Here is a 17,124-nt window from a genome sequence, read left to right as displayed (position 1 = left end):
GTCCTAATTCAATGTTTGTTCTGCGAAGGCGACTCGAAGGACGACACCGCGGCGTCGGCGACCTTGCGGGCGCGTTCGCCGACATCGCGCACCTGATCGCCGAGCTTGTTCGGGGTCAGCCCCTCGTCCTCAGCGGCATCCACCGCGCTCTGATACACCTCTCGGCCCTTCTGCTTCACCGTCTCCATGCCGCGGTTCACCGTGTCCTCGGCCTGCTCGCGGAGCTTCCGACCCGCGGGGCCGAAGACTTGCTTCTCGGCGCGCAGACGCGGGATCGCGCTGGCGATAAGCCCGCCGACGACGAGCCCTATCCCGGCCACCAGCAGCGGATTGTTGCTGACGGTCTGGGTGACGTTCTTGCTGGCACGCTGGCTCAAATCACTGGCCTGATCGCGCATGCGGGCAGCCGCATGAAGGCCGGCGTCCGCCGTATCGCTGACCTTGTGGCCGAGCCGCGCCGCAGCCTCGGCCGCCGTCTCACGAACGGAAGCCGCCGTATCGCGAACCGACGCGGCCGTATCACGGATCGCTCCGGTGACGGCGTCCGCAAGGCCCGCGCCACGATGCGCAGCGTGATCGACTTCGCCCGCGAATGCTTCGCCGGCCGCAGCCGCGGTGCGGCCGAGCTGATCGGTCTGCGACGACATCGAGCGGCTCAGGTCTTCACCCTTGTGGCGAAGGTCTGCGGCCGTCGAAGCCGCCACACGGCGAAATTCGTCGGCGCGGGTGCTGGCGGCGTCGCCGGCCGCCTGAATGGCACCGGAGGCGTAATCTCGCGCAGCGACTGCCGTATCGGCCACATCGGCGCTGAACGAGCGGGCGCGGCGCTCGACCTCGCCGGCAAGATCGGCCGCCGCCTCCGAGGCACGCTGCGTCAATTGCTGGCCGGACTTCGAGCCGGCCAGATAGAGGCCAGCGCCAACCATCAATACCGGGGTCGGGATGGCACGAACGATCTTCCACAGCGGATAGGCCAGCGTGGCGCCCACCGCGACGGCCTGGACCGGATTGTTACGGATCGTATCGCTGACCTTGTCGGCCAGCTCCTCGCCACGGGTCTTGATGTAGCTGGTGACGTCGTCCTTGATGGCTTGCGGCGAATAGCGCTCGCGCAGGTCGCTCGCGGTGTCCGCAACGGTCGCCTTCAGCTCGCCGACGGTCTGCGTCAAGCCGGCCCGGGCGCTTTCCGTTTCGCGTCGGATCTCGTCCAAAGTTCGAGCATCGTGCGCCATCGGTTCCTCCAGAAGTTGTGAGCGTCCAACTCGGTCAGGCTGACGATGTTCCTCACGGTGGGACATTCAGCCTGACCCGTCCGACACATGGGCGTCCGGGTGAACGATCGGAAGATCACGAGGCCGGTCCTGCGACGAAAATCCTCTGAGCGACGGGCCTGCGCAACCCCGCAGGCGCCGCCATCCGGTAATCCGATCAGTCATGAAGTGAGTGCCGCAATGTACGCCAACTTTCAGGTGTCCCTCGCCGGCCAAACTTAGCTACAAAGCGAACGATTGCCGCCGCGCGCGGCCGACAAGCAAGGGAGCCGGCCAGACTGCGGCCCGAAGCTCCGAAGGGGGAAATGCATGGCGCTCCACGACTTCACCCTGGGCGATGTCTATCGCCGCAACGCGGCGCTGTATCCGAACCGCACGGCCTTCGTGTTCGACGGCGGCAGCCGCGTCAGCCACGGCGACTATCTGCGTCGGATCGAGCGGCTGGCGGCGGGACTGCAGCGCGACGGCGTGCAGCGGGGCGACCGAGTTGCGATTCTGTCGCAGAACTGCGTGGAGATGGTGGAGCTGATCGGCGCGGTCGCGCTGGTCGGCGCGATCCTGCTGCCGGTGAACTATCGCCTGAACGCCGAGGAGATCGGCTTCGTGCTGAGCGACGGCGCACCGGTCGTGCTGGTCGCCGGGAGTGACTATCGGGACATGGTGGCCGGGCTGCAGCCGTCGCTGCCGAGCGTCCGGCGCGTCTACGCGATCGGTGCCGATCCGGCCCCGTTCGCGCCGTTTGCGGAGCTGTCATCGGATCAGGCTTTCGTCCCGCCCGAGGTCGCGGCGGCGGACGGATTCGTCATCATCCACACCGCGGCGGTCGGCGGCCGGCCGCGCGGCGCGCTGATCTCGCAGGGCAATCTGCTGATCGCGCAGAGTTCGCTGGTCGAGGCCTGGCACCTGACCGAGCGCGACGTCAATCTCGGGATGCTGCCGCTGTTTCACGTCACCGGGCTCGGGCTGATGCTGACGCTGCAACAGGCCGGCGGCGCCAGCGTGATCGCCGCCAAATTCGACCCGGCTCAGGCGGCCCGCGACATCGCCGCCGAGCAGGTGACGGTGTTGGCCGAATTCGCCCCGATGCTCGGCAACATCCTCGACCAGGCGACGCCGGCGCAGTTGCAGAGCCTGCGCGCCGTCACCGGGCTCGACACCCCGGCGACGATCGAGCGTTTCGAACAGCTTTGCCCGCAGGCGACGTTCTGGGCGACCTTCGGCCAATCCGAGACGTCGGGGCTGTCGACCTTCGCGCCGTATCGCGACCGGCCGGGCTCAGCCGGACGGCCGCTGTTCTGGCGCACCGTCGCCGTGGTGGACGCCGACGACAAGCCGCTGCCGCCCGGCGATGTCGGCGAGATCGTGCTGCGCGGCCCGACCGTGTTCAAGGGCTACTGGAACAACGAGGCCGCCACCGCCCACGCCTCCCGCAACGGCTGGCACCACACCGGCGACATGGGACGGTTCGATGCCGACGGTTACCTGTTCTATGCCGGCCGCGCGCCGGAGAAGGAGCTGATCAAGACCGGCGGCGAGAACGTCTACCCGGCCGAGGTCGAAGGCGCGCTGAAACAGCATCCGGCGATCGCCGAAGCGGTCGTGATCGGCGTGCCCGACCCGCAATGGAGCGAGGCCATCAAGGCGGTGTGTGTGCTGAAGCCCGGTCAAAGCGTCGAGGCCGAGGCTCTCGCCGACTTCGTCGCCGCGCTGATCGCGCGCTACAAGAAGCCGAAGCACATCGTGTTCGTCGACCAGCTGCCGACCACGTCGGCTGGTGCGATCGACCGTACCGCCGTCAAGGCGGCGCATGGGGGCAGCTGACGAAGCGCGGCTCGCGAGTTGCGCGAGGAACCTTCGAAAGCAACGACCTGGTTCGAGAGCAGCGGCTCGGCGCGGGCCTCTCCGCGAGTCATTCCGGGGCGCTCGCGCAGCGAGCGAACCCGGAATCCCTGCGGCCGCTTCTTTTCCATCACATCGGGATTCCGGGTTCGCGCAGCTTCGCTGCGCGCCCCGGAATGACGGTGCTGGATAGCGACGTTCCACGCTTTGCTATGGCCATCACGTCACGTTGGCGCGCACATCGAAGCTCGATCGTTGGCTCAGACCGGATAGCCGCCCTACTTGCGCGCCATGCCGCCGAATGCATCGAGCAGCTTGTCGCGCCACGCATAGACCGGATCCGATGTCTCCAGCAGCGCGAAGGAACTCACGACCCGCGCCCACTGAAACCCGCCGAACACGATGTAGTCCGCGTAGTTCGGCTGAGCACCGCCGAGGAACGGCTGCGTCTTGAGCGTCATCCGCATCGGATCGAGCGACTTGCGGAATCCGGTGACGGCGGCGTCACGGCCGGCGGTGACCTCCTCCAGCGACTTGTCGAACCGAGCACCGCGTGTCTTTCGGAAGTACGCCGCGTCGTCGGGGCCGAGATGAGGCGGAATGTCGGCGACGATCATCGGGAAGATGCCGCCGACCACGACGAGATCGCCCCACGCATTCAGCATCCGCGCCATCGCGCGCCCGCCCTCGCCGCCGAATAGTGACGGCCGATCCGGATAGGTGTCCTCCAGATACAGCGCGATGCTCCAGGAGTCGGCGATCGCCTTGTCGCCGTCGAGCAGCACCGGCACTTTCTCGGACCCATAGGGCACCAGCGCGCTCTTCTCGGTGAACCGCCACGGGATCGATTCCGCGTCGAGCCCCTTATGCGCCAGCGCCATCCGCGTCCGCCAGCAGAACGGCGAAAACGGCCGCGCGGCGTCGGTGCCGACCAATTCGAACAGCTTCAAAGTCATGGCGCTTCCCTGCGTTGGATCGTCTTGTAAGCGAAGCGACGATTCAAGAGACGGCCCCGCCGGTCAAGCCATTCCCACCCCGTCATGCCGGCCACCCCCGTCATTCCGGGGCGCTCGCGCGAGCGAGCGAACCCGGAATTCCGACGAGTTCTGCATCTTCCGGCTTTGCAACGAGGTCGGCCGGAACCGTGTGACGCAGCAGAAACGTCGTCGCCGATCGATCGGATCGTCTTCCGCATCACGCGCTCTTTTATCGACCGCCGACTCTGCCCATATTCGTCGACGATGGCGAAATCTCCTGACACTCCGAAAAAGCCGGCCGCCAAGACCTCGCGCGCGCCGAAATCCAAGGCGCACCGGCCCGACGTGAAGCCGATCGGACCGGCGCTGGCCGAGCTGCTGAACCCCGCGCTGAACCGCGGCGAAGCGGGCCTCGGCTCGGGTACCGGCCTGCAGCCGCCGCCCGACAACTCACGCGATCGCCGCACCGGTGGCGAGGCTGCGGTGCATCGCGGCCGTGCTTCGACGCCGAAGACATTCCCAGGCGACGGCGGGGCGCCGCGACCGACACCGCTGCAGCCTTATCCGCAGCCGGGCAGTGCCGGCGGAGGCCGTCTGGAAGAGGCGCCGCAAGCCACCTTCGAGGCCGGCGAGGCCAGACCGAACTTCGGCACCGCCGCCACCATCCCGACGCTCGATCCGGAACTCGCACGGCAGCTCGGGCTGCCGACCGAGGAGGACGACGCCGAAGCGCTGGCGCGGCCACCGCGCAACAAGATGGAGGCGCTGGGCGTCAAGGCCACGGCCGACGCGCTGGAAAGCCTGATCCGCGAGGGCCGCCCGGAATTCAAGGGCGACGACGGTGGCGTCAAGCTGTGGGTGCCGCATCGGCCGCCAAGGCCGGAGAAGTCCGAAGGCGGCGTGCGCTTCGTCATCAAGTCGGACTACGAGCCGAAGGGCGACCAGCCGACCGCCATCAAGGAACTGGTCGAGGGCATCGACCGCAACGATCGCACGCAGGTGCTGCTCGGCGTCACCGGCTCGGGCAAGACCTACACCATGGCCAAGGTGATCGAGGCCACGCAGCGCCCGGCGATCATTCTGGCCCCCAACAAGACGCTGGCGGCGCAGCTCTACGGCGAGTTCAAGAACTTCTTCCCCGACAACGCCGTCGAATACTTCGTGTCGTATTACGACTACTATCAGCCGGAGGCCTACGTCCCGCGCACCGACACCTACATCGAGAAAGACTCCTCGATCAACGAGCAGATCGACCGGATGCGGCATTCGGCGACGCGCGCGTTGCTCGAGCGTGACGACGTCATCATCGTCGCCTCGGTGTCGTGCATCTACGGTATCGGCTCGGTCGAGACCTATACGGCGATGACCTTCGCGGTGAAGCGCGGAGAGCGCATCGACCAGCGCCAGCTGATCGCCGACCTTGTGGCGCTGCAGTACAAGCGCACCCAGGCCGACTTCACCCGCGGCACCTTCCGGGTGCGCGGCGACGTCATCGACATCTTTCCGGCGCACTACGAGGATCGCGCCTGGCGGATCAAGACGTTCGGCGACGAGATCGAGGCCATCGAGGAATTCGACCCGCTCACCGGCCACAAGCAGGACGAACTGGAATTCGTCAAGATCTACGCCAACTCGCACTACGTGACTCCGCGCCCGACGCTGATCCAGGCGATCTCGTCGATCAAGACCGAGCTGAAATGGCGGCTCGAGCAGTTGCACGCGCAGGGCCGCCTGCTCGAGGCGCAGCGGCTCGAGCAGCGCACAACGTTCGACATCGAGATGATGGAAGCGACCGGCAGCTGCGCCGGCATCGAGAACTACTCACGCTACCTCACCGGCCGCCGGCCGGGCGAGCCGCCGCCGACACTGTTCGAATACGTGCCCGACAACGCGCTGGTGTTCGCCGACGAAAGCCACGTCACCGTGCCGCAGATCGGCGGCATGTTCAAAGGCGACTTCCGGCGCAAGGCGACGCTGGCCGAATACGGCTTCCGGCTGCCGTCCTGTATGGACAACCGGCCGCTGCGCTTCGAAGAGTGGGATATGATGCGCCCGCAATCCGTCGCCGTGTCGGCGACGCCGGCGGCGTGGGAGTTGAACGAGAGCGGCGGCGTGTTCGTCGAGCAGGTGATCCGCCCCACCGGACTGATCGATCCACCGGTGGACATCCGACCCGCACGCACGCAGGTCGACGATCTGGTCGGCGAAGTCCGCGCCACCGCGAATGCCGGTTATCGCTCGCTGATCACCGTGCTGACCAAGCGGATGGCCGAAGACCTCACCGAGTTTCTGCACGAGCAGGGCATCCGCGTCAGGTACATGCATTCGGACATCGACACCATCGAGCGCATCGAGATCATCCGCGATCTGCGGCTCGGCGCCTTCGACGCGCTGGTCGGCATCAACCTGCTGCGCGAAGGCCTCGACATTCCGGAATGCGCGCTGGTCGCGATCCTCGACGCGGATAAAGAAGGCTTTTTGCGCAGCGAAACGTCGCTCATCCAGACCATCGGCCGCGCCGCGCGAAATGTCGACGGCAAGGTCATCCTCTACGCCGACCACGTCACCGGCTCGATGCAGCGCGCGATGGATGAGACCTCGCGGCGTCGCGAGAAGCAGGTCGAGTACAACATCGCGCACGGCATCACGCCGGAGAGCGTCAAGAAGTCGATCGGCGATATTCTGAATAGCGTGTACGAGCGCGACCACGTGCTGGTCGAGATCGGCGATGGCAAGGGCTCGGGCTTCACCGACGACGCCGCGGTGATCGGCCATAATTTCGAGGCGGTGCTGGCCGATCTCGAAACAAGGATGCGCGAGGCCGCGGCCGATTTGAACTTCGAGGAAGCCGCGCGGCTGCGCGACGAAGTCAAACGCCTGCGCGCCACGGAGTTGGCGGTGATCGACGACCCGACCGTGAAGCAACGCGGCGTGGCGGCGAAAGCCGGCAGCTACAAGGGCGACAAGAAATACGGCGCGTCCGCCAATCTGCCAAAGCTCTCGACCGAGCGCGGCGGCAACAACACCCCGCGCAGCAAGGTGCACAAGCCCGACCTCGATGAGATGGGGATCGCCGGCTACCACGAAGTCAAGAAAGTGCAACGCGCCAAACCGCGCAAGCCGACCCTCGACGAAATGGGCCCGGGGACCGAGAGCAAGATCTATCAGCCGAAGAATTCGCGCGAGTCAGGGCCTGAATTCGGCCCCGCCCCGCGCAGCAGCGGCGGCGCGCCGGGGCATCGGGGTGGGTGGAAGAAGAGGTAGGACAGTTATCTAGAGCTTTTGGCTAGCCGCTCTCAGTGCGGCCTTGAGAAGCTCACACTGACGGATGAATTCTTCGGCCTCGAAAGTCGTCACTACATTGCGGTGACCGTGCGCAGCCGCGTTGCGCGCGCTTCGCATAACTTTGAAGAGTTGCTCTGAGGCAGGATCAATCAAGTTGCGATCTCTGAGTACGCGGAGCAACTCCGTTTGATTCGACCAACGTGGCTTTTCTAACTGTTCAGCGAGGCGTTGAATTTCGCGATCGACTTCAATAAAGGCAAGAACAATCGCGCCATCAGGCGCTTCAGCCGCTAGCCGCTGAATTACCTCGCTCCGAGTATTGGCTTCGCTACCTACTCCTGCATCATCCTGTATGGGAGATGACATCTCTGAAGCGATGACCCGCCCCGCCTCAAGCCGTTCTTCGAACGACATCTTTGCGCCACCAGGAAGGGTTAGCTCCTTGAATCTCAACTCAGAGACGAGCGCATTCAATTGAGGACGAAAAACCAAGGGCAACACTAAGATCACTAAAGGCCAAGCCAAATGACCAATAAGTTCGGATATAAACTGGAGCACACTCATAAGTGGCGACCAAAATAGCACAATCAAAATATCAGGGACCTGAGCCGAATTTTGATGTATTTTTGGCAGTTCTTCAAGCTAAGCTTTGTGGAAATTTCTCAGAATAAAGAACTGCCTCGTGGGATCCGCCATGAACACCACACCGTTCGACGCGGCCGATTACCTCGACAGCCCGGAGACGATCGCAGAGTATCTCACCGAAGCGTTCGAATCCGAGGATCCGGTGCTGATCACCAAGGCGATCGGCACCGTCGCCCGCGCCAAGGGAATGACCGGCGTCGCTGAGGACACCGGATTGTCGCGCGAGAATCTGTATCGCGCACTCGGCGGTGATACCAAACCAGAATTCGCGACCGTGCTAAAAGTACTGCATGCGCTTGGGATCAGTCTGGTCGCCCAGCCGAAGGTAGCCTGAGCTGATCGCCTCGGCCTAACGTCAGCGCCTAGTCAATCTGTGCGGGCAACAACACCGCCATCGCCTCACGCACGGCCTTCGCCTCCTCAACCAGCACATACTCCCCTCGCCCCAGCGTCGCTGCGCTGGCGGTCACGACGGCGCGCTTCGGGCAGATGCCGAGGCAGCCGGTGGTGACGAGCTTGGCGCGTTTGCCGCCTCGCGCGGCGGCGGCATGTTTCAGTTCCGATTTCAGCGCCTGTTTCAGCTTCTTGCCGTCGTCGATGCGCGAGAGGCATTTGCCGCAGATCAGCACCGGCGGCGGGCGTTTGGGGTGGGCGATGGTGGGAGAGGATTTGGTGGGCATGATCGTCATATAGGGACGATCATCGATCGTAGGATGGGTTGAACGCAGCGAAACCCATTGGCCCCCATGCACGGAAGTGATGGGTTTCGCTGCGCTCAACCCATCCTACGGTCGCGAAACGAAAATGGCCGGGACGAAGCCCGGCCATTCTGCAGTTCCGAAAAGGCGCTGAGCGCGTCGGCTATCGTTCGCTCACACCCGCTCGATGATGATCGCCGGCGCCATGCCGCCGGCGGCGCACATCGTGACGAGGCCGCGCTTCAACCCACGGCGCTCGAGTTCGTCGAGCACGGTGCCGATCAGGATAGCGCCGGTGGCGCCGATCGGGTGGCCGAGGGCGATCGAGCCGCCGTTGACGTTGACCTTTTCGCGGTCGAGGTCGAGGTCGCGGATGAACTTCTCGGCGACCACCGCGAAGGCCTCGTTGATCTCCCAGAGGTCGATGTCTTCCTTCTTCAGACCAGCCTTCTCCAGCACCTTCTTGGCGGCCGGAACCGGGGCGTTCAGCATCAGCGTCGGATCGTCGCCGATATTGGCCATCGCCACGATCTTCGCACGCGGCTTGAGGCCGTGAGCATCGGCGTAGGACTTCGACGTCAGCAGCACCGCGGCGGCGCCATCGACAACGCCCGACGAGTTGCCGGCGTGATGGACGTGCTTGATCTCGACGTCCGGATACTTCTGGTTGATCAGCTTGCGATAGGTGGTGCCCTTGTCGTCGAGCGGATAGTCGGCAATCGCGGTGAAGGCCGGCTTCAGCGCGGCGAGGCCTTCGGCGGTGGTCTCGGGACGCGGATATTCGTCCTTCGCCAGCACGACATTGCCGTCGTCGTCCTTGACCGGAACGATGCTCTTGTCGAAGCGGCCTTCCTTGATGGCGACCGCGGCGCGGCGCTGGCTTTCCAGCCCGAGCGCGTCGAGCGCCTCGCGGCTGATGCCTTCCATCGAGGCGATCGCGTCGCCGCAGATGCCCTGATGCGACTGCGGATGGACCTGGGCGAGCCGCGCATTGCCCGAGCCCATGCCGAGCGGCGGCTTGCCGGCCGCCATGTCCTCGGCTGCCATCGCGCCGGTGAGCGACATCATTTCGGTGCCGCCGGCGATCACCACGTCTTCCATGCCGGACATGATCTGCGCCGCGGCGAAGTTCACCGCGGTGATGCCGCCGCCACAGAAGCGATCGAGCGTGGTGCCGGAGGCCTTGATGTCGTAGCCGGCGTCGAGCGCCGCCATGCGGCCGAGGTCGCCGCCCTGCTTGCCGCGCTGGGTCGAGGTCGACCAGATGATATCATCGACTTCCGCGGTGTTGAGCTTGTTGCGCTCGGCGATCGCCTTGAGCACGGCTGCGGCGAGATGTTGCGGATGCATGTCCGCCAGTTTGCCCTTGCCGACCTTGCCGATGCCGCGGGGGGTGCGGACGGCGTCGATGATATAGGCGTCAGCCATTTCTTGTTCTCCCTGTTGTTGTCTGATTTATCGGGGCTTGGCGGCGAGATTGTCCGAGCCGGCCGTGAAGTCAAGCCTTGTACGCGGTGTGGCGAATTGCCATTCCGAGTTGGCGCACGCATATTCCGCCGCGACGAATGTCAGGCGACTTGAGACGATTTTGGGGGACGACAAGAATGGCCGAGGCCGATCTGGATGGCATCATCCGGCAGCTCGCGAAGCAGCAGCACAAGACGCTCACCGGCGCGGTGAAGGCTCGTCGCGATCACTATCTCGGCCTCGCCGCCAAGGCGAAGGACGCGAGCGGCAAGGCCCGCGCCAAGGCGCTCGCCCAGGCGGCGATGGAGCAAGGCGCCGCCGCGGCGAAGCGCCTCCAGGTCGCGGCTGATAACGCCGCCGACGCCTATGCGCGCGCCATGCGAAAGGCGGCTGAGCTCGCGGCCAGCGAACAGGCCAAGGCGACCGCGAAAGCCGCCGAGCCAGCTCCGACTGCCAAACCCGCCCCTAAGCCGTCCGGCGGAAAAGCCAAAACGCCGACGCCTTTGCGCAAGGCAACAGCCGCCGACCCAAAGGCTGCCAAGACCGAGGCTCCTAAGACCAAGGCTCCTAAGACCAAGGCTCGCAAGACCAAGGCCTGATCGGGCGTCGCTGCCCGCGGCGCCCCTCGGCAAAGTCGGGCGAATCAGCGCCCCAAAGCGTTCGTGCCCGCTCGTCGTTGGGTCACAGACGCTCGTCTTGAGCGGCCCAGGCGATGCATGGCAGGCAAGCACATCACGCCGATCGAGGGCTGCGCGCGGGTCTTGAATTCGATAGTCGCAGCATTTTTCGAGCAGACTAGGCGGCGGATCGGCTGATTTGCCTTCGTCGAAGGCATTTTTTGGCCGAGACGATTTTTGTGCATCGCACAAAATCGTTGCGTTTCCGTCATAACGCTTCTAATTCGCGCCTCACCAAGCGCAGCAAATGTCCAAGGGCGCGGCGACGAAGATGTCGCCTCGGCGCCGCTGCCGGCACCTCCATTTCATCTATCCGGAATTCTTCATGACAGAGCACAATCTCTGGCGTTTCTCGCGGGCATTGCATCGCGCTTTGAACGAAGATCGCCACCAAGAACTGGCCGACATGATCGACGAGGACATCGATTGGGCGATGTACGGCCCGATCGAGATGTTTCCGTTCTTCGGCTCGCGCCACGGCAAAGCGGCAGTCCTCGAGGTCTGCCGGCAGATCGCCGACAACATCCGCATCCATCGCTTCGACCGCGAGGCCATCATGCTGGGCGTCGACACCTCGGCGTCGATGATCCGCTACTCGCTCACTGCGCTCGATACCAACAAGCCGATCAGCCTGCGAATGGCGCAATTCGCCCAGTTCAGACACGGCAAGCTGGTCAACATGCGGATCCTGATCGACACGTTCGATCTCGTCGAGCAAGCGATGGGGCAACCGATCAGCCTGCCGCGGTTCGCCTGACGGCAGCGCCAACCCGCCGTCATCGTTATCAAATCGTTAGTGATTTCGTCGAAACATCGGGCCAATGCCGCAGATTGGCCGCGATACCGTCAAATTGCGCTGTAGTGTTGTTTCGCAACTTGGCGTGCGGGGGACACACCGCGCTGCTCGACGCTCATGCAAAGGAACAGCCGATGAATGCCATTCCATCCGAGAAGGCCGACACTCCGGAGATCGACGAGAATCTCGCCGCGGTCTCCGAAGTCGAAGCGGGTATCCGCGACTTCGTCCGCAACGACATCGCCTATCTGCGCCGGCCGTCCTCGGGTGCGCCGAGCACTGAGGCGCCCGCTGCCGCCCCCTCTGCGTCCGCGCTCGACGCCAGCGCCGAAGCCACGGTGTCGAACGTCAATTCGCTGATCCAGCGCGTTGCCGGCACCTCGCTCGCCGAGATCGAAAACCTGATCGGCGAACTCGAAGCCCTGCGCGACCTGCTGCATGCCGAAGGTCAGCGCGTGCAGCGTGAGATCTCCGGTTATGCCCAGCTCAGCCAGCAGGCGATGAAGTCGACCCGCATGATCGCGGACAATGTTTCGCAGTGGAAGCGCAGCGCCGAGAATCTGCGCAACGGCTGATCGCCGTTCTCACGCATCGCACGCCGAGATCAGTGCAGCCATCGATCAATGCAGCCATCGTCAGGTGGCTGCATTTTTCGTTTCAACATTGCCACGGACCAAACGGCTTCGCCGCCGCCATCGATCGATGGCTGCGCGACGCTTGCTGATCCGAGGTGGTTAAGGAAAGATAAAAGCCGCGCGCCTGTGGAGCACGGCGCCTCGACAGCTCAGTTGCTGGAGGCGGTCGCGGCCGGAACGTCGAACGAATAAGCGCCGTCGGCATAGCCCTTCACCACCATGCCGGTGGTGATCATGACGGCCAAAGTGATGGTGGCGAAAATGAAGCCCACCCATTTCAGTCCAGCCTGGTCCGCCATCATCGTCTAGTCCCCTCGTCCCCAACTCTGTCGAGCAATGCCCGTCCGCGGTTCACAACGTCTTAATAGAATGGCCGTTCCGCGGCCGTCGCGCAGAAAACGGCCACATTTGGTTAAAATCAGAACGGCTGTTGCCTGCTCGCCTCAGTTACCCCGTCGTCCGCTTGGGTACGAACGCCGTCGCGAGGAACGAGAACACCAACTCGCCTCGCTGATTAGTGCCGGTGTTGCGTCCCTGAACGATTCCCCATTCGGGCCGCGAATCAGAAGCCCGCAACGAGACGAGTTCGTTAGCATAACTGATCGTGTCGCCGGCCAGCACCGGCTTGTGCCAGCGCAAATCCTTGAAGCCAGGCGAAGGTCCCCAGACCGCGATCGTCTCACCGCGCGCCGCCTCGGCGGCCGCTTCCTTCTGACGCTCGAGCACCAACAGCCGCATGCAGGCGGAGGCGATGTGCCAGCCGGATGCGGCGAGCCCGCCGAACAGCGAGCGGCGGCCGGCCTCCTCGTCGAGGTGAAACGGCTGCGGATCGAACTGCTTGGCGAACGCCACGATGTTCTCGGCAGTGAACTCGTATGAGCCGAGCTCGCGGCGCTGCCCGGCATGCAGATCCTCGAAGAAACGCATCGGATGACTCGCTATCTGCTAATTCGACTCGGCCGCGTCGCGGCGCCGGATGATGATCGGCGAGACCATCTCGCACAGCATCTGGCCCTTGGCGTTGCGGACGTGGCACTTGAAGGTGACGATGCCGGTTTCAGGTCGGCTGTTCGAGACCCGCGCTTCGACGACGTCGACCTCGATGGTGAGATCGTCGCCGGGCCGCAGCGGCGCCATCCAGCGCATCTCGTTGACGCCGGGCGAGCCCATTGAGGCCGTGTCCTTGATGAAGCCATCGTACATCATCCGGAACATCACCGACGACAGATGCCAGCCGGAGCCGGACAGGCCCTGCAGCATCGACTCGGCGGCGGCGCGCTCGTCCAGATGCATTGGCTGCGGATCGAATTCGGCGGCGAAAGCGACGATTTCCTCGCGCGTCACGCGGCGTGGACCGAAGCGGCCGAAGTGCCCGGGGGGAAAGTCTTCGAAGGTCAGGAGGGTCATGACATTTGCTGGTGGGAGGCCCGATTGTGGCCGCACTTGACGGCAATCACAAGCCGCGATCCGATTGCTGGGGAGATCACTATGTTCAATTTTCGCGACCTGTTTCAATGGGACCGCTTCATTACGCCAGCGATTATCAAGCCTTTCTACTGGCTGGTGATCGCCGTGACGGTGCTGTTCGGCATTTCGGGGGTGTTCTCAGGCCTCGCCGCGATGGCGGTGAGTCCGTTCGGCGGCTTCATCCTGGTGCTGTCCAGCCTCGCTTCGATCCTGGTCGGCATCGTTTTGACCCGTATCGTCTCGGAATTCATCCTGATCGTCTTCCGCATCAACGAACATCTCGGCGCGATTCGCGATCAGCAGGGATTCAGGTAGCGGGGGCACTGCCCTCTCAACTTGTCATTCCGGGGCGCGCCTCTTCGGCGCGAACCCGGAATCCCGAGATTGTTGCGAAGAGAGATTCCGGATTCGCTCGCTGACGCGAGCGCCCCGGAATGACTCGTGGAGAGGTGGTTGCCATGGAATCGTAGGGTGGGCAAAGGCGCGCAGCGCCGTGCCCACGCGCATATTGCATATCCCCGCGTGGGCTTCGCTGCGCTCAGCGCCACCCTACGACTTCGTCAGGTATTGAACCGGAAGTGCATCACGTCGCCGTCGGCGACGATGTATTCCTTGCCTTCGAGCCGCAGCTTGCCGCCGTCGCGGGCGCCGGCTTCGCCGCCGAGCGTCACGTAATCGTTGTAGGCGATGGTTTCGGCGCGGATGAAGCCCTTTTCGAAGTCGGTGTGGATCACCGCCGCGGCCTGCGGCGCCTTGGTGCCCTTGGTGATGGTCCAGGCGCGGGCTTCCTTGGGGCCGACCGTGAAGTAGGTGATCAGGTGCAGCAGCTCGTAGCCGGCGCGGATCAGCCGGTCGAGCCCGGCCTCGTGCAGCCCGAGCGTGTCTAGGAAGTCGGTGCGCTCTTCACGTGACAGCGTCGCAATCTCGGATTCGATCTTCGCCGAGATCACCACCGCGACCGCACCCTCTTCCTTGGCGCGCGCCATCACCTGCTGCGAGAACTGATTGCCCTCGGCGGCGGAGCCTTCCTCGACGTTGCAGACGTACAGAACCGGCTTCGAGGTCAGCAGGCCGAGCATCCGGAACGCCCGCTCCTCGTCGGGCTTGCGCTCGAGGAACCGTGCCGGCCGGCCGTCGCGCAGCAGCGTCAGCGCGCGGGTGACCAGTTCGAGCTGCTCCTTGGAGTCCTTGTCGCCGCCCTTGGCTTTCTTGGTCAGGTTGTCGACGCGCTTCTCCAGACTTTCGAGATCGGCGAGCATCAGCTCGGTCTCGATCGTCTCGATGTCGGCGAGCGGCGCGACGCGGCCTTCGACATGAGTGATGTCGCCATCTTCGAAGCAGCGCACGACGTGGGCGATGGCATCGACCTCGCGGATCGTGGCGAGGAACTGGTTGCCGAGGCCTTCACCCTTGGAGGCGCCCTTCACCAGGCCGGCGATGTCCACGAATGTCAGACGCGTCGGAATGATCTGCTGCGACTTGCCGACTTCAGCCAGTTTATCGAGCCGCGGATCCGGCACCGCGACCTCGCCGACATTCGGCTCGATGGTGCAGAACGGATAGTTCGCCGCCTGCGCCGCAGCCGTCTCGGTGAGCGCGTTGAACAGTGTCGACTTGCCGACGTTCGGCAGCCCGACGATCCCGCATTTGAAACCCATGGTATATCCCGCTGTTCGAGCTTGGCGCCGCCACTAAGGTGATGCGTCATACGCGGGCTTGACCGCGTATGACGCTCCTACTTGTTGCTGCCCTTCGGCTCGCCCTTGTCGTTGTCGTAAAAACCCTTGGCCTGCATCGCCAGATGCACCTTGTTGGCGAAGGTGGCATCGTTGCCTTTGGCGATCAGGCCGGCATTGTCGGCGGCGATGTCGCACAGCGCTTCGACCCACGGCCGTTCGCTCTTGGCGAAGTCACCGAGCACGTGGTTGTGCACCAGCTCCTTCACGCCGGGGTGGCCGACGCCGAGCCGCACGCGCAAGTAATCATTGCCGATATGTGCCGAGATCGAACGCAGACCGTTGTGGCCGGCGATGCCGCCCCCGACTTTGACCCGCACCTTCGCAGGCGGCAGCTCGATTTCGTCGTGAAACACCGCGACCTCACCTTGCCCGATCTTGTAGAAGCTCGCGGCGTCCTGCACCGCGCGACCGGACTCGTTCATGTATGTCAACGGCTTGAGCAGCGTGACGCGCTCGCCGTCGAGCGTGCCGTCCGCGGTCTCGCCCTGAAAGCGACGGCGCCATGGCGAGAAGCCATGACGCCGTGCGATCTGGTCGATGACCATGAACCCGATGTTGTGCCGGTTGTCCTGGTACTTCGACCCGGGATTGCCCAACCCAACAAACAAGCGCATGCCGCGGCGTTCCGCGGTTTACTTCTTTTTGGCCGGAGCCGCAGCGGCCGGAGCCTTGGCGGCGGCAGCGGGGGCCTTGGCTGCGCCGGCCTTGGCGGCGGGCGCCGCGGCAGCAGCAGGGGCCGCCGTGCCGGCAGCGGCAGTCTCTTCCTTGAAGCCCGACGGCGGCACGATGGTGACCAGCGTGACGTCCTCGCGCGACACCGACTTGACGCCGGTCGGCAGCGCGATGTCCGACAGATGCAGCGACACGCCGATGTCGAGGGTCGACACGTCGGCTTCGATGAACTGCGGGATGTTCTCGGCCGGGGCTTCGAGATCAACCGTGTGGGTGACGATGTTGAAGGTGCCGCCGCGCTTCACGCCCGGAGCGACTTCGAGACCCTTCAGATGCAGCGGCACGGAGACGCGGATGGTCGCGCCGGCGCCGAGCCGCAGGAAGTCGACGTGCAGCGGGAAGTCCTTCACCGGATCGAGGTGATAGTCGCGCGGAATCACGCGATGCTTCTGGCCGTCGAGGACGACGTCGAAAATCGTGGTCAGGAAGCGGCCGGCCTGGATGCGCAGGCGCAGTTCCTTGTCTTCGACCGAGATCGGCAGCGGGGGCTGGTTGTCACCATAGATCACTCCCGGCACTCGGCCGGCGCGACGCTCTGCCCGGGCGGCCCCCTTGCCGCTCTTCGGACGCGCGGTCGCCTTCAATTCCAAGACGTTCGCCATCGTTGTAAGTCCTTGATTTGTCAAAAATTAAAGGCCGCTAGGCGGCCTCGTACACACGCCGCGGCAAGCCTCCAGGGGTGCGGGGGCCGCAGTCGTGCCGGCGTTCTAGCCGCAAAGGCCGCAAATTACAAGGAAATCGCAAGTTACCCTCCCCCTTGCGGGGAGGGTGGCCGGCCGTAAGGCCGGTCGGGTGGGGGTAGCCACAGGCGCAGTGCTCGGGGCCCCCCCCCCCCCGCGCCGCGGGGGGGGGGGGGGGCCCCCCCCCCCGGGGGGGGGGGGGGGGGGGGGGGGGGG

At 64.6% G+C, this 17,124-nt stretch carries 18 protein-coding genes; 7 read left to right on the top strand and 11 right to left on the bottom strand.

Annotated elements, in window-relative coordinates:
• Window positions 1-8: 8 nt before the first annotated feature.
• Entirely contained in the window at window positions 9-1,232 is a 1,224-nt protein-coding gene (locus LPW26_RS19320) for a hypothetical protein (protein ID WP_238737224.1), read from the bottom strand.
• 348 nt (window positions 1,233-1,580) lie between these two features.
• Here LPW26_RS19320 and LPW26_RS19315 point away from each other — a divergent pair, with 348 nt between their 5' ends.
• Window positions 1,581-3,092 carry an AMP-binding protein gene (locus LPW26_RS19315; RefSeq protein ID WP_238737223.1) on the top strand — a complete coding sequence of 504 codons (1,512 nt, stop codon included), beginning with the start codon at window positions 1,581-1,583 and terminating at the stop codon, window positions 3,090-3,092.
• Window positions 3,093-3,388: 296 nt separating this feature from the next.
• On the opposite strand, the gene LPW26_RS19310 is transcribed toward LPW26_RS19315, so the two are convergent.
• A complete protein-coding gene (locus LPW26_RS19310; RefSeq protein ID WP_238737221.1) occupies window positions 3,389-4,066 on the bottom strand; it encodes a glutathione S-transferase family protein in 678 nt (225 codons plus the stop codon).
• Window positions 4,067-4,351: 285 nt separating this feature from the next.
• On the opposite strand from LPW26_RS19310, the gene uvrB reads away from it, so the two are divergent.
• Complete coding sequence (gene uvrB, locus LPW26_RS19305; protein WP_238737219.1) at window positions 4,352-7,351, top strand: excinuclease ABC subunit UvrB; 3,000 nt, start codon at window positions 4,352-4,354, stop codon at window positions 7,349-7,351.
• A 9-nt stretch (window positions 7,352-7,360) separates the two neighbouring features.
• Here the strand turns inward: uvrB and LPW26_RS19300 are convergent, their stop codons facing one another.
• The gene (locus tag LPW26_RS19300; protein ID WP_238737217.1) at window positions 7,361-7,936 is read right to left on the bottom strand and encodes a hypothetical protein; all 576 of its coding nucleotides are present in this window, start codon (window positions 7,934-7,936) and stop codon (window positions 7,361-7,363) included.
• 130 nt (window positions 7,937-8,066) lie between these two features.
• Here LPW26_RS19300 and LPW26_RS19295 point away from each other — a divergent pair, with 130 nt between their 5' ends.
• Window positions 8,067-8,351 carry an addiction module antidote protein gene (locus LPW26_RS19295; protein WP_238737215.1) on the top strand — a complete coding sequence of 95 codons (285 nt, stop codon included), beginning with the start codon at window positions 8,067-8,069 and terminating at the stop codon, window positions 8,349-8,351.
• A 28-nt stretch (window positions 8,352-8,379) separates the two neighbouring features.
• Here the strand turns inward: LPW26_RS19295 and LPW26_RS19290 are convergent, their stop codons facing one another.
• The gene (locus tag LPW26_RS19290; protein ID WP_238737214.1) at window positions 8,380-8,706 is read right to left on the bottom strand and encodes a (2Fe-2S) ferredoxin domain-containing protein; all 327 of its coding nucleotides are present in this window, start codon (window positions 8,704-8,706) and stop codon (window positions 8,380-8,382) included.
• A gap of 183 nt (window positions 8,707-8,889) precedes the next feature.
• On the bottom strand, window positions 8,890-10,143 hold the full coding sequence (locus LPW26_RS19285) for an acetyl-CoA C-acetyltransferase (protein ID WP_238737213.1): 1,254 nt from the start codon (window positions 10,141-10,143) through the stop codon (window positions 8,890-8,892).
• A gap of 176 nt (window positions 10,144-10,319) precedes the next feature.
• Between LPW26_RS19285 and LPW26_RS19280 the strand changes: the two genes are divergently transcribed.
• From LPW26_RS19280 to LPW26_RS19270, 3 genes are all read left to right on the top strand, one after another.
• Window positions 10,320-10,781, top strand: a complete 462-nt coding sequence (locus LPW26_RS19280) for a hypothetical protein (RefSeq protein WP_238737212.1) — start codon at window positions 10,320-10,322, stop codon at window positions 10,779-10,781.
• A 403-nt stretch (window positions 10,782-11,184) separates the two neighbouring features.
• Window positions 11,185-11,616 (top strand): nuclear transport factor 2 family protein, encoded by a 432-nt coding sequence (locus LPW26_RS19275; RefSeq protein ID WP_238737211.1) that lies wholly within the window; start codon window positions 11,185-11,187, stop codon window positions 11,614-11,616.
• Between the two features lie 173 nt (window positions 11,617-11,789).
• Window positions 11,790-12,230, top strand: coding sequence for a hypothetical protein (locus tag LPW26_RS19270; RefSeq protein WP_238737210.1), 441 nt, complete (start codon window positions 11,790-11,792; stop codon window positions 12,228-12,230).
• Window positions 12,231-12,439: 209 nt separating this feature from the next.
• Here LPW26_RS19270 and LPW26_RS19265 read toward each other — a convergent pair whose 3' ends face one another.
• From LPW26_RS19265 to LPW26_RS19255, 3 genes are all read right to left on the bottom strand, one after another.
• Entirely contained in the window at window positions 12,440-12,589 is a 150-nt protein-coding gene (locus tag LPW26_RS19265) for a hypothetical protein (RefSeq protein ID WP_238737208.1), read from the bottom strand.
• 148 nt (window positions 12,590-12,737) lie between these two features.
• Window positions 12,738-13,217, bottom strand: coding sequence for a MaoC family dehydratase (locus LPW26_RS19260; RefSeq protein WP_238737207.1), 480 nt, complete (start codon window positions 13,215-13,217; stop codon window positions 12,738-12,740).
• A gap of 18 nt (window positions 13,218-13,235) precedes the next feature.
• Window positions 13,236-13,697 (bottom strand): MaoC family dehydratase, encoded by a 462-nt coding sequence (locus tag LPW26_RS19255; protein WP_238737206.1) that lies wholly within the window; start codon window positions 13,695-13,697, stop codon window positions 13,236-13,238.
• Between the two features lie 81 nt (window positions 13,698-13,778).
• Here LPW26_RS19255 and LPW26_RS19250 point away from each other — a divergent pair, with 81 nt between their 5' ends.
• Window positions 13,779-14,072 carry a DUF4282 domain-containing protein gene (locus LPW26_RS19250; RefSeq protein WP_238737204.1) on the top strand — a complete coding sequence of 98 codons (294 nt, stop codon included), beginning with the start codon at window positions 13,779-13,781 and terminating at the stop codon, window positions 14,070-14,072.
• 245 nt (window positions 14,073-14,317) lie between these two features.
• Here LPW26_RS19250 and ychF read toward each other — a convergent pair whose 3' ends face one another.
• The 3 genes from ychF to LPW26_RS19235 all read right to left on the bottom strand — a co-directional run bounded on the left by ychF (window position 14,318) and on the right by LPW26_RS19235 (window position 16,830).
• The gene (gene ychF, locus LPW26_RS19245; RefSeq protein ID WP_238737202.1) at window positions 14,318-15,415 is read right to left on the bottom strand and encodes a redox-regulated ATPase YchF; all 1,098 of its coding nucleotides are present in this window, start codon (window positions 15,413-15,415) and stop codon (window positions 14,318-14,320) included.
• A gap of 77 nt (window positions 15,416-15,492) precedes the next feature.
• Window positions 15,493-16,110, bottom strand: coding sequence for an aminoacyl-tRNA hydrolase (gene pth / locus LPW26_RS19240; protein WP_238737200.1), 618 nt, complete (start codon window positions 16,108-16,110; stop codon window positions 15,493-15,495).
• A gap of 18 nt (window positions 16,111-16,128) precedes the next feature.
• A complete protein-coding gene (locus LPW26_RS19235) occupies window positions 16,129-16,830 on the bottom strand; it encodes a 50S ribosomal protein L25/general stress protein Ctc (protein ID WP_238737198.1) in 702 nt (233 codons plus the stop codon).
• Between the last annotated feature and the right edge of the window lie 294 nt (window positions 16,831-17,124).

Origin of the sequence: Rhodopseudomonas infernalis (assembly GCF_022271405.1) — a bacterium.
GTDB classification, from domain to species: Bacteria; Pseudomonadota; Alphaproteobacteria; order Rhizobiales; family Xanthobacteraceae; genus Rhodopseudomonas; species Rhodopseudomonas infernalis.
The sequence above is the reverse complement of the archived record's forward strand: the minus strand, read 5'-3'. Positions and strand labels throughout refer to the sequence as shown.